12 protein-coding genes and 1 other RNA gene are annotated in these 13,970 nt (G+C 41.8%); 1 reads left to right on the top strand and 12 read right to left on the bottom strand.

What is annotated here, in order from left to right; translation table 11 throughout:
- Positions 1-46: 46 nt before the first annotated feature.
- Positions 47-446, bottom strand: a transfer-messenger RNA (tmRNA) gene (ssrA, locus tag DMZ48_RS14935).
- 121 nt (positions 447-567) lie between these two features.
- On the opposite strand from ssrA, the gene DMZ48_RS14930 reads away from it, so the two are divergent.
- Positions 568-1,773: an NAD(P)-dependent oxidoreductase gene (locus DMZ48_RS14930; protein WP_143955968.1), complete on the top strand. Its 1,206-nt coding sequence runs from the start codon at positions 568-570 to the stop codon at positions 1,771-1,773.
- Positions 1,774-1,838: 65 nt separating this feature from the next.
- Here DMZ48_RS14930 and DMZ48_RS14925 read toward each other — a convergent pair whose 3' ends face one another.
- The 11 genes from DMZ48_RS14925 to DMZ48_RS14875 all read right to left on the bottom strand — a co-directional run bounded on the left by DMZ48_RS14925 (position 1,839) and on the right by DMZ48_RS14875 (position 13,699).
- Entirely contained in the window at positions 1,839-2,423 is a 585-nt protein-coding gene (locus tag DMZ48_RS14925; RefSeq protein ID WP_143955967.1) for an HdeD family acid-resistance protein, read from the bottom strand.
- Positions 2,424-2,514: 91 nt separating this feature from the next.
- On the bottom strand, positions 2,515-3,507 hold the full coding sequence (locus DMZ48_RS14920; protein ID WP_242009226.1) for a DUF481 domain-containing protein: 993 nt from the start codon (positions 3,505-3,507) through the stop codon (positions 2,515-2,517).
- A 67-nt stretch (positions 3,508-3,574) separates the two neighbouring features.
- Complete coding sequence (locus DMZ48_RS14915) at positions 3,575-4,225, bottom strand: hypothetical protein (protein WP_143955965.1); 651 nt, start codon at positions 4,223-4,225, stop codon at positions 3,575-3,577.
- 130 nt (positions 4,226-4,355) lie between these two features.
- The gene (locus DMZ48_RS14910; protein ID WP_143955964.1) at positions 4,356-5,180 is read right to left on the bottom strand and encodes an META domain-containing protein; all 825 of its coding nucleotides are present in this window, start codon (positions 5,178-5,180) and stop codon (positions 4,356-4,358) included.
- A 2-nt stretch (positions 5,181-5,182) separates the two neighbouring features.
- A complete protein-coding gene (locus tag DMZ48_RS14905) occupies positions 5,183-5,611 on the bottom strand; it encodes an META domain-containing protein (protein ID WP_143955963.1) in 429 nt (142 codons plus the stop codon).
- 101 nt (positions 5,612-5,712) lie between these two features.
- Positions 5,713-7,344, bottom strand: a complete 1,632-nt coding sequence (locus DMZ48_RS14900; protein ID WP_338420313.1) for a PepSY-associated TM helix domain-containing protein — start codon at positions 7,342-7,344, stop codon at positions 5,713-5,715.
- The gene (locus tag DMZ48_RS14895; RefSeq protein ID WP_143955962.1) at positions 7,337-7,633 is read right to left on the bottom strand and encodes a hypothetical protein; all 297 of its coding nucleotides are present in this window, start codon (positions 7,631-7,633) and stop codon (positions 7,337-7,339) included. Before DMZ48_RS14895 ends, DMZ48_RS14900 begins: the two co-directional genes overlap by 8 nt.
- A 6-nt stretch (positions 7,634-7,639) precedes the next feature.
- A complete protein-coding gene (locus DMZ48_RS14890) occupies positions 7,640-7,978 on the bottom strand; it encodes a hypothetical protein (RefSeq protein ID WP_143955961.1) in 339 nt (112 codons plus the stop codon).
- A gap of 52 nt (positions 7,979-8,030) precedes the next feature.
- Complete coding sequence (locus tag DMZ48_RS14885; protein ID WP_143955960.1) at positions 8,031-8,750, bottom strand: DUF4198 domain-containing protein; 720 nt, start codon at positions 8,748-8,750, stop codon at positions 8,031-8,033.
- Between the two features lie 12 nt (positions 8,751-8,762).
- Positions 8,763-11,138, bottom strand: coding sequence for a TonB-dependent receptor (locus DMZ48_RS14880; RefSeq protein WP_143955959.1), 2,376 nt, complete (start codon positions 11,136-11,138; stop codon positions 8,763-8,765).
- Positions 11,139-11,356: 218 nt separating this feature from the next.
- Positions 11,357-13,699 (bottom strand): TonB-dependent siderophore receptor, encoded by a 2,343-nt coding sequence (locus DMZ48_RS14875; protein ID WP_143955958.1) that lies wholly within the window; start codon positions 13,697-13,699, stop codon positions 11,357-11,359.
- Between the last annotated feature and the right edge of the window lie 271 nt (positions 13,700-13,970).

Genomic DNA, 13,970 nt, shown 5'->3' with positions numbered 1-13,970 from the left:
TATTGGAAAAAGAAAAGCCCCCCATAGCTTTAGCGAAGGAGGGCGTAGGTGGAGTCGGGGAGATTCGAACTCCCGTCCAAACAAGCAATTCAAATGCTTTCTACATGCTTAGTTCTCGTTTGATTTTCGACTTGAAGCTGACCGAAAACCGCCTACTTCAAGCTTAGCTTCTTTAGATTTGAACAGGTACCGAAGCTATAGCTGTTCTATGTTGACTTTTATGGTGCCTCCAAACGGGACGCCATCAACAAGGGCTTCCCGGAGACATCTCGCCTCCCTGCCTTGCAGGGACGTGGCCGGAATCTTACTATAAATTCAGATTAGGCAGCAAGAGCGTAGTTATTCTCGCCATTTAAAAAGTTTGAAATATGAGATTTAAGAGCTGTATCCCAGCGCTCTGCATGCTTACACTTCAATTAGACTCGCTGTCAAAACCAGTCGACCCCAATTTCTTTCAAAGAACTCCTGTCTTTGTCAGACAGGGAGGCAAATGTAATACAATTTTTAAAATTCTTGTTCATTTACCGCCATCCATGTAACTTAGTGCAAATCTTATACCAATCCTGTATGAAGTTCGGAATTATCAGAGAACGCAAGAATCCACCCGACAGAAGAGTCGTTTTATCTCCAAAAGCCTGTCAGGATGTCCTGAAACAGTTTCCCGAGGCCCGTATCGTAGTCGAACCCTCCGACATTCGCATCTTTACCGATGACCAATACCGTGAGGCCGGACTCGAAGTTTCAGACGACCTATCTGATTGTGACGTTCTGCTTGGCGTTAAGGAAGTTCCTATCGATGCATTAATACCAGGTAAAAAGTATTTCTTTTTCTCCCATACTATCAAAAAACAACCTTATAACCGGAAATTGCTCAAGGCGATTCTCGCCAAAAATGTTGAACTCTATGACCATGAGGTTATCACCGATCAGCAGGGCAGAAGGCTTGTTGCATTTGGTAGGTATGCCGGACTTGTGGGAGCCTATAACGGAATCCGAACGTATGGGCTCAAACATGGACTTTTTCAAATGCCTAAGGCGGAGACACTGCCAGATCTGAAAGCCTTGATAGCGGAATTGAAAAATATCGATCTTCCGGCTATGAAGATCGTTCTGACCGGAAAAGGCAGAGTAGGTAATGGTGCTCGCGAAATTCTCGATGCTATGGGGCTTGAATCGGTTAGCGTAGCTGATTTCCTGAGTAAAACGTATGACCATCCGGTACTTTGCCAGATCGATGTGCTCGATTATAACAAACGAAAAGATGGACAAGTATTGGGCGAAACCGATTTCTTTAAAAATCCTAAGGAGTATGCATCCGATTTTATGAGGTTTGCCCGGGTTAGTGATCTATACATCGCCGGTCATTTCTATGGAGACGGAGCACCTTTTATCTTTACTCGAGAAGATGCAAAAACTCCGGAGTTCAATATTTCGGTCGTTGCAGATATCAGTTGTGATATCGACGGACCGGTAGCCTCTACCTTGCGCGCTTCCACCATCGCAGATCCTGTTTACGGTTATAACGCCGAATCAGAAGCTGAAACAGATTATAAAGAGCCAGGAACTATCGCGGTAATGGCCGTTGATAATTTACCCTGTGAACTCCCCGCAGATGCTAGTGTAGGTTTCGGAGATATGTTTCTTAAATATGTTATTCCGGCCTTCTTCGATAATGATTCAAAAGGTATTCTCGAACGCGCCCGAATGACCTCCGGTGGTAAATTAACAGAAAGATTTTCTTATCTACAGGATTATGTAGCTGCGGATAGTTAAGAGTAATCCGTTAACTTTAAATTCTTAATTCTTAACTCTTAATTCTTAACTCTTAATTCATAACCTCAGCTTCCCTGGTGTTGTTCTTTGATGGAGTCGATCTTCTCCTTGATCAATTGGTGACCTTTTTTGAATTTAAAGCCGATAAAGATTAACGCGATTCCCACGAGTAATGCGGTGATCCCGATGAGGTACATCAATGATCCGATACCCAGGGTAGGGTTTACAAAGATCAGGAGTCCGAGTATGATCGCAACGACGCCTCCCAGAATAACCCAACCTTCTCCTTTGATCTCTTTGCGCAGTCGGTAGCCGGAAAAGACCCGGCTGATGCCTATAAAGATAAACCACATAGCGATAGCGATAGAAATAAAGAATAAGGTTACCTGCGGAACGACCAGCAGTACGATTCCCATCACCAGACTTACCAGTCCTTCTGCGATAAGAATCCAATTATTGGTTCTTTCATCCCAGCTGACAATAGCGGCAATGATCGTCAGAATTCCGTCCAGAATAATAAGTGCAGCGAACCACATCACGAGTGTTGTGGCGGTTAGAGTCGGATTAAAAAATGCAAATAGAGCAAACAGGATCAACAAAATTCCTTTAAGGATCAGGATCCTCCAGTTACGTGTGAGGGTGGTCAGCATATGATGAATATTTTAAACGATTTATATGTAAAAAGCTTAATTTCACTAAGTTATGAAATAAAATTCGCCAAACATAATTCCAATCGAGACATTATAGCTCCCATCCAAAAGTAGTTTGCAATACGTAATCATCTTTCGCAGCACCTGCCACCGGCATATTATCATAGTTGAGGGTAAAGCCCAGTTTGATAAAGAAATCGAGGGGAAGATCATATTTCAGGTCGACCTTGAAATCGCTACGAACCCTTCCGGATTCCGTGATACTGGGATACACCGTCAGATTCGAGATCAGATCGAGATTCTTCATATCGAAGATGTTCAGTTCCGCTGAGATAAATCCTTCCACACTATTTCTGCTTGGAATGGTTTCATCGGTGTAATTTTCATTGTTCCATGCAATACCGCCTCCACCAGCGAAATAAAGCTTATTGGAATGTACAAAGTATTTACCACCACCTCCTTTGATCGCGGTTCTCAGTTTTAATTTCTGCTCATCATTAGCCAGAAAGTCTGCAGATAATAACAGGAAATAATCATTCTTCAGAAAATATCGGGATCCGATCGATGCATCCGTACGGTGGATCTCATCGGTATTATCTTGTTTACTGCGAACGGAGTTATACGAGGAATAGAATGCCCAGGTTCGGCCGGTATAGTTGAGGGTGCTTCGAACTGTAAATTGCTGCAGGCTGCTGCTTTTTGTAAAGTTGTAACCCACAGAGATAGACGCATCAAGTCGCGATAAAAAGTTTTCCTTAACCGACTTCAGAAAGACGATGTCTGTGATGGGAACACTGATCGGTTCTTCATTTCTGTGTAAGATCACATGAGATTTGTTTTTCGGATCCCTTTGAACACTGCTATTGATCCGGGTTCCGTCTTCCAGTGTGATCAGGAATTCCTGGTCACTCGTCATTTCTATGACTTCGATCCATTTTATGGTAAAATCGTCATCGCTGTAATCGGTCTCGATCACCAATACTCCCTGATCCATAGATTTCACTTCACCCACAATGATGTTCCCATTTTTTAGCTTCAGGGAATCTGTCTGCGCAAGTAGTGATGTTCCTGATAGTAAGATCAAGAAGGTTAGTATCGTATTAAACTTTATTTTGAACGGCTCCAAGCTCATAAAATAAGGTTGTTTACGATTATTGCATATGCACTAACAGTCCGTCACTCTGCATCTTTTTAATAATGGCCTGGGTATAATCCTTGGTAAAGTCCTCCAGGTCGGAAGGATTATAGGTTTTTGATTGTGCTGACCATAACAGTTCTTCTGACTGTACATCATAAAGATTGGTCTCCAGAAAATAGATTTTATCAGTGGTATAATATCCCGGATCGTAGGTCATCGGATACCAGTAATTATAATAGCCGTAAAAACTTCCATAGTAACCGAAGCCCATCGGGTTATATCCCATGGCGTAATTGGTAGTGCCTGGTACATAGCGAGATTGGGTTTCCTTGTCCTGAAGTGTTATCGTCATGATGACATCACTTCCGGTATCACGGATAATCTTGATGAGTTGATCCCTGCTCGGTACAGTTTGTTTCGTAAATGTACCGGGAAATTCATCGTGACCCTTCACGACCTCCATTCCGTTTCTTTTGGCATAGAAGGCATATTCATCTTCAATGATGGTTTTGGCAGGAACATTGGTGGTGATCGCCATGATAAATACCTTTTTATAGGTCTTGGACTGTAAGGCGTTTTCATTTTTCCAGGATCCGGTGATACTGGTGCTTGATCCACAGGAAACGAATAGTAACAGGAACATTAAGGAATAGAATACTCTCATGATAAAAGGATTGATTAATACTGATTAGCCATTTTAGGATAGTCGTTGTTATGCCCGAACAACTATTTAAAAATAGTTATTTTACCTTAATAATCAATACTTTACGTATTTATTTTTTAGTATTCTACGCTCATTTTACTTTTTCGAATCGGAGTTGTTCACCGTTCGGATTACTTAGAATCAGGGTATCTTCGGTAACATCATAGGTTGTAGAAGCCTGTAGCGCTTTTAGAAAAGCATCTTCCGGGTTACCGGGAAGACACATTTTACGGGTGGAAACTACTTTTGTAAAGCGCAACAGTTGTTGCTCCATGAACAGTTCACCACGAACATTGTTACATCCGGCGAAACCGCTGAAAGATCTGGATTCGGTATCGATGGTAATCGAAGGGTATTTTCCGTTGCTTTTTTCAGGATCTACCGGATTTGAAAGAATGCTTTTTGCTTCCCATTCTCCGGCCAGACTAGTATCGGCTACAAAGAAACCACATCCATGAAACTCTTTGGTAATTCCATCTCCCGATTTTGTGATACTCAGATCGACCTTATAATCATAGGTGTTATCGCTCATGCCATCACTGCAGGATTGTTGCATAATGGTAATATCCATCTTTACCAATTCAGTCTCAACACGGTATTTTCTGATATTGGCGTCCGCAACCCTGATTACCTCCGGAAGAGGAGTAATGAATTCCTTATAATCATCCAGTAAGGAATGGAAGCGTATGGAGTTTTCACTGATATCCAACCCCCAGAATGGTTCCGTTCCCAGTCCTTGAAAGAACTTTTCATTAGATTCCATCATGGTGTTATCATCATCTTGAGTTTGTAAGGTATCCATTGAAATTGATTGTTCTTCGGTTTCCGTGTTCTTTTGTTGTGGATTCTTGCAGGATATTCCGAATATTAAAGCAGTTGCCAATAATCCTGCGCTTATAAAGTTTGCTATTTTCATGGTTACACTTTCTTTTTAAACCGCATCACCGCGACGTCATCGATATAAAAGGTAAGTTCATCATCTTCCACATTGAATGTATCAACTTTATATAGCATGTCGAGGAATTGTTGTTCTCCATTCCCCGGACAAGCGACCATAGTCATAATTCCCTGAGAACTGATACTGATCTGGTTTCCTTTCATCTCATAGGCTGAGTTAAAAGCATTGCAACTGGTATTTCCATAGAGCTTATTATCGACCAGGTCAAAATTGATTTCTGGTTTGCGATCCGGGTATAAACCGTCGAAAGCTATTCTTGTTCCGGAAATATAGTTGAGTTCCCATTTATTCTCACCAATAGTCTGATACAGCGTCTTTGTAGAACTGCAGGAGGTTAAAAGAACGATGAAAATAAATGTAATAGATTGGTATATAGGTGGATACTTCATACTTTTTGTAGATTTAAAGTAAAAGTACCAAAAAAATAATTCTGCGAATACTTACCTTCTTAGAATTAGTGAATATTTAAGAAGGTAAGTGCACACAAGTCTTAATTCACTGCCTCAGCTATCGGTTTTGTGGGTATGGTCTTCTTTGAAACTTTCTTTTGTGGTATTCCTCCTGGTCCGCCAGACTTCAATGTTTTTTTCCAGGCAAAGAGTAAAAGGATTGGTAAAATAATCCAGAACACATCGGTAAAGAAAATGTGATACAGTCCTTTTTCGTAGCTTACCCAGGGCCAATTACCGGTTTTAATTCCGTTCGTAATAGGAATCAAGAGTCCGAACACCGCTCCCAGTAATAAGGTATTTCTGTTGATAAATGAAAGATCCTTTTTAAGGATATAGAAAATAGTGAACAGCAACCAGGTGATGCCATAAAAGTTAATGATGAAGCTTTGTCCCTGCGGCTCGAAGATCTTAACCGCTATAAATGACAAGGCAGTTACCGGCAGCATACTGAGGGCTATTGCCATATAAACCCTGGCAACCTTTTCGTTAAATCTTCGTCTTTTTTCAGGGATGTGCTTTTTATCTCTGGCGACAAGCCAGATCATAACTCCTGAAATGATCACGAAGCAGGAAATGATTCCAAGAAGAAAACTGATGATTCGTAATGCATATCCCCCATAATCACCGTAGTGAATTCGGTATAATATATTTTTCACCGCTTCCAGATAGGAAGCCTTTTCCAGCGGACTTCTTTCAGAGATAAGTTTCCCGCTGTTTACCTGGTAAAGTGCCTGACCAGTACCATTGAATTTACTGCGGTAGGGTAAATGACCTTCCACCAGTAATTGCATGTCAGTGGTTTGATAATTGAAGAGATGTACCTGCGTAACGTTAAATCCCGGCCAACGATCACGGGTCGTTTCTACGAATTCGTCGATACTATAGTTTGCAGCATCTCTTTCGTCGATGAATTTGGAGTGTGGGTGTGAATAACCGAGCTCAGCATAGAATTTTTCCTGATCGCCATTGAAGAGCAAGAAAACGTTAGGTGCGATCAATATAGCTTTGATCATAAAGAAAGCCCCTGTAACTGCATAGACGAACTGAAAAGGTAGTCCGATCATGCCGAGAGCAGTATGGGCATCAGTCCAAATAGTTTTGGCCTTGGCCATCGGTCGGAAGATGTAGAAATTGCTTACGATCTTTTTCCAGTGGACCAGAAAACCGGTGATAATTGCAAAAAGAAAGAAGAAGGCGATAAGTCCGGCGAGATAATAGCCGATCGGATATTTAATCTGTGCAAGAAAGTGTAAACGGTAGAGGAATTCTCCTAAAGTATAAGATGCAGCATAGGTCGCCTCACTATTGTCTGTCGGGGTGTAATAGAAGAACTTTGGCAATTGATCCTCTGATGCAGCAGTTTTGCTTTGTGTCCCGGTCATATTGACACTTACACGATCTTCTATATAATATTTTGAAAGCTCAATATCCCTTCCGTAGAGATTGTAGTTCTGGCCAACCGAATCCAGTAAATGATCAAAACTGAAGGTGATATGGTCGGTAACATCTACTCCGGAATTACGCTCCCAGTTTACAAATTCATCACGAAAAAATGCGAATGATCCTGCAAAGAAGATCACATAGAGTACGACACTGATCACGATACCGCTGACCGTGTGAGTGTGAAAAAGAATGTTATAGGTGCGTTGTTTCATAGATCGATCAGACAATGGATTGGTTTTGTATTCCGAAATAGCAGATCAGGCCAAATAACAGGGTTATAGCCAGATACAGAAGCCATACTTTCCATCCGTTTTTACCCAGGAATGCCAGTACGAAGAGTACCGCCCAGAGAATGAAGCCGGAATAGGCAGAGGTGATGACAATGTTTGCAGTATCGAACCATGACGCCAGTGCAAGGTGTATCGACATAGTAACCAGATACCCTCCTAAAAAACCTGCGGAGATCTTAGCAAAACGTTGTAACGGTGATGACAGATATTTTGGGTTGGCTGGCATAATGGATCAGGTAAATTGAATGAACAATTCAATGGTTAGACTACATACGAAAAATACAGACAGTGTTCTCAGGGTTACTAATTTCAGAGGTGTCAAAAGGATCAATAGGCTTCCCGCGGTCATGAGAATGATAAAAAAAGTTAGCGAACCTGACCCGAATCCGAAAATAATGATATCGGTTACAGCAGCTATGATCAGCAAGATTAGTCCGGTTAATTTAGCCGGAACGGGGTTTTGTATGATCAAGTTCTCTATACCAAGCCCGGTGTTCTTTACCGATTTCGCTGAAGTATTATAGAGCAGGTAAAATGCGAGACTGATGATAAGGATGGTTGATGAAATCATACGGATTAAAATTAAAAAGTGACAGTGGAATTAACCACTGTCACCTGAATTATTATAGGATGCAATACGTTGCACAATGCCAGATAAACTGGTAATCTTCTCCCTTATAAGTACCGGGAACTTCCTCCTTGGTGGTCGTTTCCACGATGTACTTGGTATCTTTCCAGGGTAATTTAAATCGAACGATCCCCTCTTTATCAGTGGTCAGGGTCTTTGACCAAAGATCACTGATATAGATCTTCAATTCGTTTCCTTCCATAGGAACTCCTTTAAAAAGAACCTGGAGTGCTACTTCGTCATTTGCAGCAGAGATTCTCTTTACGGTGATCCCTTCGGGGTTCATGGAGCTACTGTCATTATCTGCTTTACCAACTGTAAAACTGGATACTGCATGGTAATGGGTTTTAAAGATTCCGAAATCATACTGTGTATAATCGATCACATCGATCTCATTATTGTTCAGTAATACGGTATAACGACCAGCTTGTTTCGGGGTGAAATAGGCGAGGTAATGATCTTTTTGAGCCTTCGTTTCAAGTTCGGTTTTAGTTCCATCAGGAGCCACAACCCAAAGTTTGAACTGGTTTACATTAGAAAATGCATCTCCGGCAACTTCTTCGATCATTCCATAGGTATATTCACCGAAATGAACTTTGATTTCCTGTGCTTTTCCACTTTTTCCGGTTGCGTTGGTTTCGATCCATAAATAGTGGGCGAATAACGGACTTCCGGTGAGGAGGAGTAGGGTGAGTGTAATGAATACTTTTTTCATAAAGGTTGATTTTTAGAATCTGTATGATAATCCGGCTGAGATACTTCTTGCTTGTTGCGGAGATACGGTTGACCATCCGGTGAAGTACTTCTCATTGGTAATGTTATCGAGTTTCAGGATCACTGAATATTTTTTCGCATTATACGATACCGATCCGTTCAATACCGTGTAAGAAGGCAGGTAGAAGCTACCGATATTACTTCTGTTCAGGGTGGCGAACTTACTCGCATAATTTCCTCCGAATCCAACACCCCAGCCTGCAAGCGGACCTTCGGTAAGGGTATAGCTGGTCCAGAAATTAACCAGGGTTTCAGGTCCTGCACTTTCCGGGCGCATTCCGATGTAACCTGCATCCGGTTCATCTTTCACTACCTCACTGTCATTGTTGCTGAATCCAGCCACGATATTCCATCCTTCGAGCGGGTTCGCGATTACACTAAGCTCAAAACCTTTGCTGGCGATTTCTCCACCCTGATAAGAGTTCTGAGGGTTGTTAGGATCGGTCATCAGGATGTTGCTTACGGTTATGTCATAATAACTGGCGGTTGCAGAAAGTTTGTTCTCTAACAGGTCGGTCTTTACTCCAACTTCCCATTGGTTGGCCTGTTCCGGATCAAAACTTCTGTTGCCAAGATTATTTCCGTCGTTATCGTAATAGGGTTGCGCTGCGATATTGCTGAATCCGTTCATATAGTTACCAAATACGGAAAGCTTATCTTTGATCGGCTGGTAAACGATTCCGAATTTCGGAGACAATGCGGTTTGATCATCATCATCATTAGCTTTATCTCCTTCGAATTGATCGACTCTTAAGCTTAACATTACGGAAAGTTCAGGGAGAATGTTCGTTACATTAGAAACATAGGCACTATAGATCTCTTGTTCAGTTTGTGCATTGGTAACTCCTGAATTTTCAAGAGAAGTGTCTACTGCATTTTGAGAAAGTACACCGGTATCAGCACCATCACTAAGAGTCACAACACCATGACCTGCCCATCCACTGCTGTTGTTGAGGAGGTTTGTATGGAAATAATCCAATCCGACAACAACGCGGTTACGCATTCCCGCGATCTTGAAATCACCGATAAAGTTTTGTTGAATATCGGTGGTACGGGTCTCCTGATTGGCTCTTTGGATATAGCGAGCAAAACTGTCACCATCGCCAAGATCCCATAGGTAGGAATAATACCCGTCAGATTTTGCAGTACTTCTGGAAAGGACGGTTTGAGAAGTCCATGCATCGTTGAGCTTATACAGCATCTGTCCTTGGAAACTGAAGGTTGGGTTTTTGATCGACAGGTTGTTGCTCGTAAATGAATTTTTATAGTTCTGTTCAAAGATATCGATGCTTTCATAGAGAAGTGGAACATTTCTGTTCAGGAAGATCATCGGCGCGTTCACCGATTCTCTGTTCAGGATCTCCGTATTCAGAATAAACGTCAGCTTTTCGTTTACGTTATAGGTAAGCGAAGGAGCGACGAAGACTGAAGTTTGCTCCCCTGCATCCTGGAAACTGTTCTTAACCGTATAAGCCGCATTGGTTCTTAACAGGATTTGATTGTCTTTATCTAAAGGAGTGTTGATATCGGCTGTAAAACGGTTGAGTCCGTAAGATCCTCCAGTATACCCGATCTCACCACCAAAATAGTTATAAGGTTTCTTAGTAACCACGTTGATAAGTCCTCCGTAGGAGATAAGGCTGCTTCCGAAAAGGGTTCCGGAGGGACCTTTGATCACTTCGATACTTTCCACGTTCGCAGGATCCAGTCCGCCGTTGTTCTTTGCAGGTAGTCCGTTGGTCATGGTCTGTTGTACAGAGAAACCTCTGAGGGAGTAATAAGCAGCACCATCGCCACCACGTCCGGTAGATTCCCATAAGCGGCTGATCCCGGTAGCATTTTTCAAGGCATCGTTAAAATTGGTAACAACCTGATCTCTTAAAAGATCTCCAGAGATTGCATTATAAACCTGAGGATTCTCGATGTCTTTCAGGGGCATTTTTGAAACCGTAACACTTTCTTTTTTATAGAATTTGTTGGTCTTGTTGCTTTCTACTACTACTGCGTCCAGTTCTTCTTCAGTGGAGTTCAGGATAATGTCCGCCAGGGTCAGTGCTTGTCCGTTAGCAAGATTGAAATCCATTTTGCTTGTGGTATGACCAACGTGGGAGATTACCAGGGTATAGGTTCCCGCAGCCAGATTTGATATGGTAAATGCACCCTTTTCATCGGTAATAGCTCCACGGGAGTTATTTTCGATACTTACGGTTGCATATCGTAAGGGGGACTTATCAGATGAAAGTATTTTTCCACTAACGCTTGCACTTTGAGCGAAGGCAGTGAAACTGATAAGGAATACTAATAAAGTTAGGGGTAATAATTTTTGCATTTTATTTAGACTTGTTAAAAATAAGTTTCGAAAGTGCAAAAATAATAATGATCGTATGATAAGCAAAACTTATTTAGATTAATTTCAAATAAGTTTTTTTATCACTATGGTATTTCATATAAAATACTGTTAATCAGCTATTGATGATATAAAAAAACCGCCCAATCCGAAGACTGAAGCGGTTTTGAATCACGAACAAAAATCAAAGTTTTAAGGAATCATAAGAATCTGTAGGTCACAGATATTCTTCCGTTTATCCCAGGTTCTGCCTGCCAATAGAGGTAGGAACCATAGTTGGAACCGGAATACAGATACTCATCCAGTATATTGTTTACATTGAGTCTTACGTCAAACTTTTTACTTTTCCAGGTCAGTGCTCCATCGAGCCTGAAATAATCAGGGAGTTCTGATTCGTTTTCAGCACCCCAGTTCCAGGATGAACGGTCGATCTGATACTGATATCCCAAAGAGATTCCAAAGCCTTTCAGGGCAGTATTTTCATTGAAGTTGTAATTGAACCAACCATTGGTGATGTGTTTCGCATGTCCTGCAACGCGATTCCCTATATTATCGGGATTGGTGTCTTCGGTAATCTCCACATTGGTGTTGGCATAATTGAGTACTACATTGAATTCAGGAGTGATCTGACCCTGCATATCGAATTCCACACCTTTCGATTGTACTTGTCCTAACTGAATGGAGAAATTGATGTTTTCCGGATCGCTTACCAGCAGGTTGTTCTTGGTGATCTGGTACACGGTGAAAGAGGTATTCAGTTTACCTTCGAACCATGTTTTTTTGATCCCCCCTTCGATATCATCCGATTCTTCCGGATCGAATGATTGCCCTGTGGCGCTTATTCCATATTGCGGATAGAAGGATTCATCATATAAACCATAAACCGTTAGCGTAGGCAGGATGTCTGCACTGATTCCGATTCGGGGTGTGAACTTATCGGCTTTTGCACCGGAGCCGTATGCATAGATATCGGCATCGGTATAGCGACCCGCCAGTGTGAGTCGGATCTTATCCTGAAGAAAGCCTATTTCATCCTGAACATAGAGACCACGGTTTATAAGTCCCTGATGTCCGCCTTCCCCGCGTACCTTGATGTCCTGAGAACGGTCTACCTCCGGCATTACCGCCTTACCATAAACTGGATTATAGATGTTGAACGGATCATCCGTCGCATCGATAGCGCCTCCCTGTGCCCAGTCTGCCCAGTATTCCTTTTCGTTATAATCAAATCCACCTAATACCTTATGACTGATACTTCCGGTATTGAACTTACCATTTACGAAAACTTGTGCCAGATTCATATCTCCTAATGCATCCCATATCGAGACACCACGGATAATATCTCCGTTCTCCTCCACAGACCATGGCCAGGGAGAGAAGCCTTCCTGATCATAACGGAACATGGTGTACTGAGCCTGTACTGACCAGTTGTCATTGAACTCATGTCTCAGGATAGATAACAGGCTGTATTCTTCGATATCGGTGTTCGGGTAATTGTTGTCGATGGAGGTGAAATCTCGGTCGAGACTCCCATATCCGGCTGATGAAGGAGCAAATACATAAGCAGCACCGATCGGCATATCAGCAGACTGATAGGTAAACTCAGTAGTTAGGGAAGTTCTGTCTGTGAATTCATATTTTAAGGAAGGAACGATGGAATAACGTTGAGATTTTTCAAAATCCCGAAATGATTCCTCAGATTGTAGCATTCCATTGATCCGGTATTGAAATTTTCCGTTATTGGTATGACCGGCATAATCAACGGTACCGCGATAGGTGTTGAAGCTACCGCCGGTAAATGATATTTCACCGATGTTTTGAAGGGTAGGCTTTTTAGTGACTACATTATAGAATCCTCCGGGTTGTCCGGCAGCCATCATGAAACCGGCTGGTCCTTTTACGAATTCGATTCTTTCCACCATGCTCATATCTTCGGCAAGTGGACCCCAGGTCATCTCTACATTCATCCCGTTTCTAAAGGCAGGAATACGGAACCCTCTCATGTTGATCCGTGCAAAATGTCCCCAGTGTTCGATCATTTGAGCCCCACTGACATTTCGTGTCACATTCTCCATGATACTGAGGGTCTGCTGGTCTTCCAGAAGTGCTTTACTCAATATTTGGATGTTCTGAGGGGTTTCCATTAGGGAAGTATTCAGTCTTAAACTGTTGGAAGGCTCATTATTGCTGTATTTGTTCTTATCCGTACTCACGACTACTTCTTCGAGACTTTCTTCACTCTCCTTTAATATTACCGTTGGGAGGGACGTGGTTATACCCGATGATACAGTAACCGATTTTTCCTGTTTGTAGAAACCGATATAGCTGAAAACCAAGGTGTAGGTGCCTGGTTTGATAGTATTGATCTGGTATTCACCTCTGTTGTCGGTTACGGTACCGGCGGTGATCTCCGTGATACGAACAGTCACATTGCTGATGGGCTGTCCGTTTTCTGATGTCACTTTTCCTTTAATCGATCCGTTCTGACTATATCCGATCAGGGTGATCATCAGGAATAATGTTAATGTAAGTTGCTTGATCATTTTATTTAGATTAAATATAAATAATTGGATAGGTGCAAATGTATATTTCATTTTTTGTCTGACAAAATTTATTTAGATTAATTATAAATAAAATGTTAAGATATTGAATACAAGTACTATATGATTTTATTTTGAGTAGTGAAGCCGCAAAATAGGAGAGTAGTAACACAGTAATATAGTAATACAGTAACACAGTAAACTGTTTTCTGTAATCCGTTTTCCGTATTCTGTTTCAAGTCACCCCGTAACACGGTAACATTGTTACATGTTA

Source organism: Robertkochia solimangrovi (assembly GCF_007279655.1).
GTDB classification, from domain to species: Bacteria; Bacteroidota; Bacteroidia; order Flavobacteriales; family Flavobacteriaceae; genus Robertkochia; species Robertkochia solimangrovi.
This window is presented reverse-complemented; position numbering and strand designations above follow the sequence as displayed.

Bases quoted from the DNA above. Each gene is read 5' to 3' on its own strand.
- DMZ48_RS14925 (WP_143955967.1), bottom strand. From the start codon at position 2,423: ATGCTGACCACCCTCACACGTAACTGGAGGATCCTGATCCTTAAAGGA.
- DMZ48_RS14930 (WP_143955968.1), top strand. From the start codon at position 568: ATGAAGTTCGGAATTATCAGAGAACGCAAGAATCCACCCGACAGAAGA.
- DMZ48_RS14910 (WP_143955964.1), bottom strand. From the start codon at position 5,180: ATGAAAATAGCAAACTTTATAAGCGCAGGATTATTGGCAACTGCTTTA.
- DMZ48_RS14905 (WP_143955963.1), bottom strand. From the start codon at position 5,611: ATGAAGTATCCACCTATATACCAATCTATTACATTTATTTTCATCGTT.
- DMZ48_RS14915 (WP_143955965.1), bottom strand. From the start codon at position 4,225: ATGAGAGTATTCTATTCCTTAATGTTCCTGTTACTATTCGTTTCCTGT.
- DMZ48_RS14875 (WP_143955958.1), bottom strand. From the start codon at position 13,699: ATGATCAAGCAACTTACATTAACATTATTCCTGATGATCACCCTGATC.
- DMZ48_RS14885 (WP_143955960.1), bottom strand. From the start codon at position 8,750: ATGAAAAAAGTATTCATTACACTCACCCTACTCCTCCTCACCGGAAGT.
- DMZ48_RS14890 (WP_143955961.1), bottom strand. From the start codon at position 7,978: ATGATTTCATCAACCATCCTTATCATCAGTCTCGCATTTTACCTGCTC.
- DMZ48_RS14895 (WP_143955962.1), bottom strand. From the start codon at position 7,633: ATGCCAGCCAACCCAAAATATCTGTCATCACCGTTACAACGTTTTGCT.
- DMZ48_RS14880 (WP_143955959.1), bottom strand. From the start codon at position 11,138: ATGCAAAAATTATTACCCCTAACTTTATTAGTATTCCTTATCAGTTTC.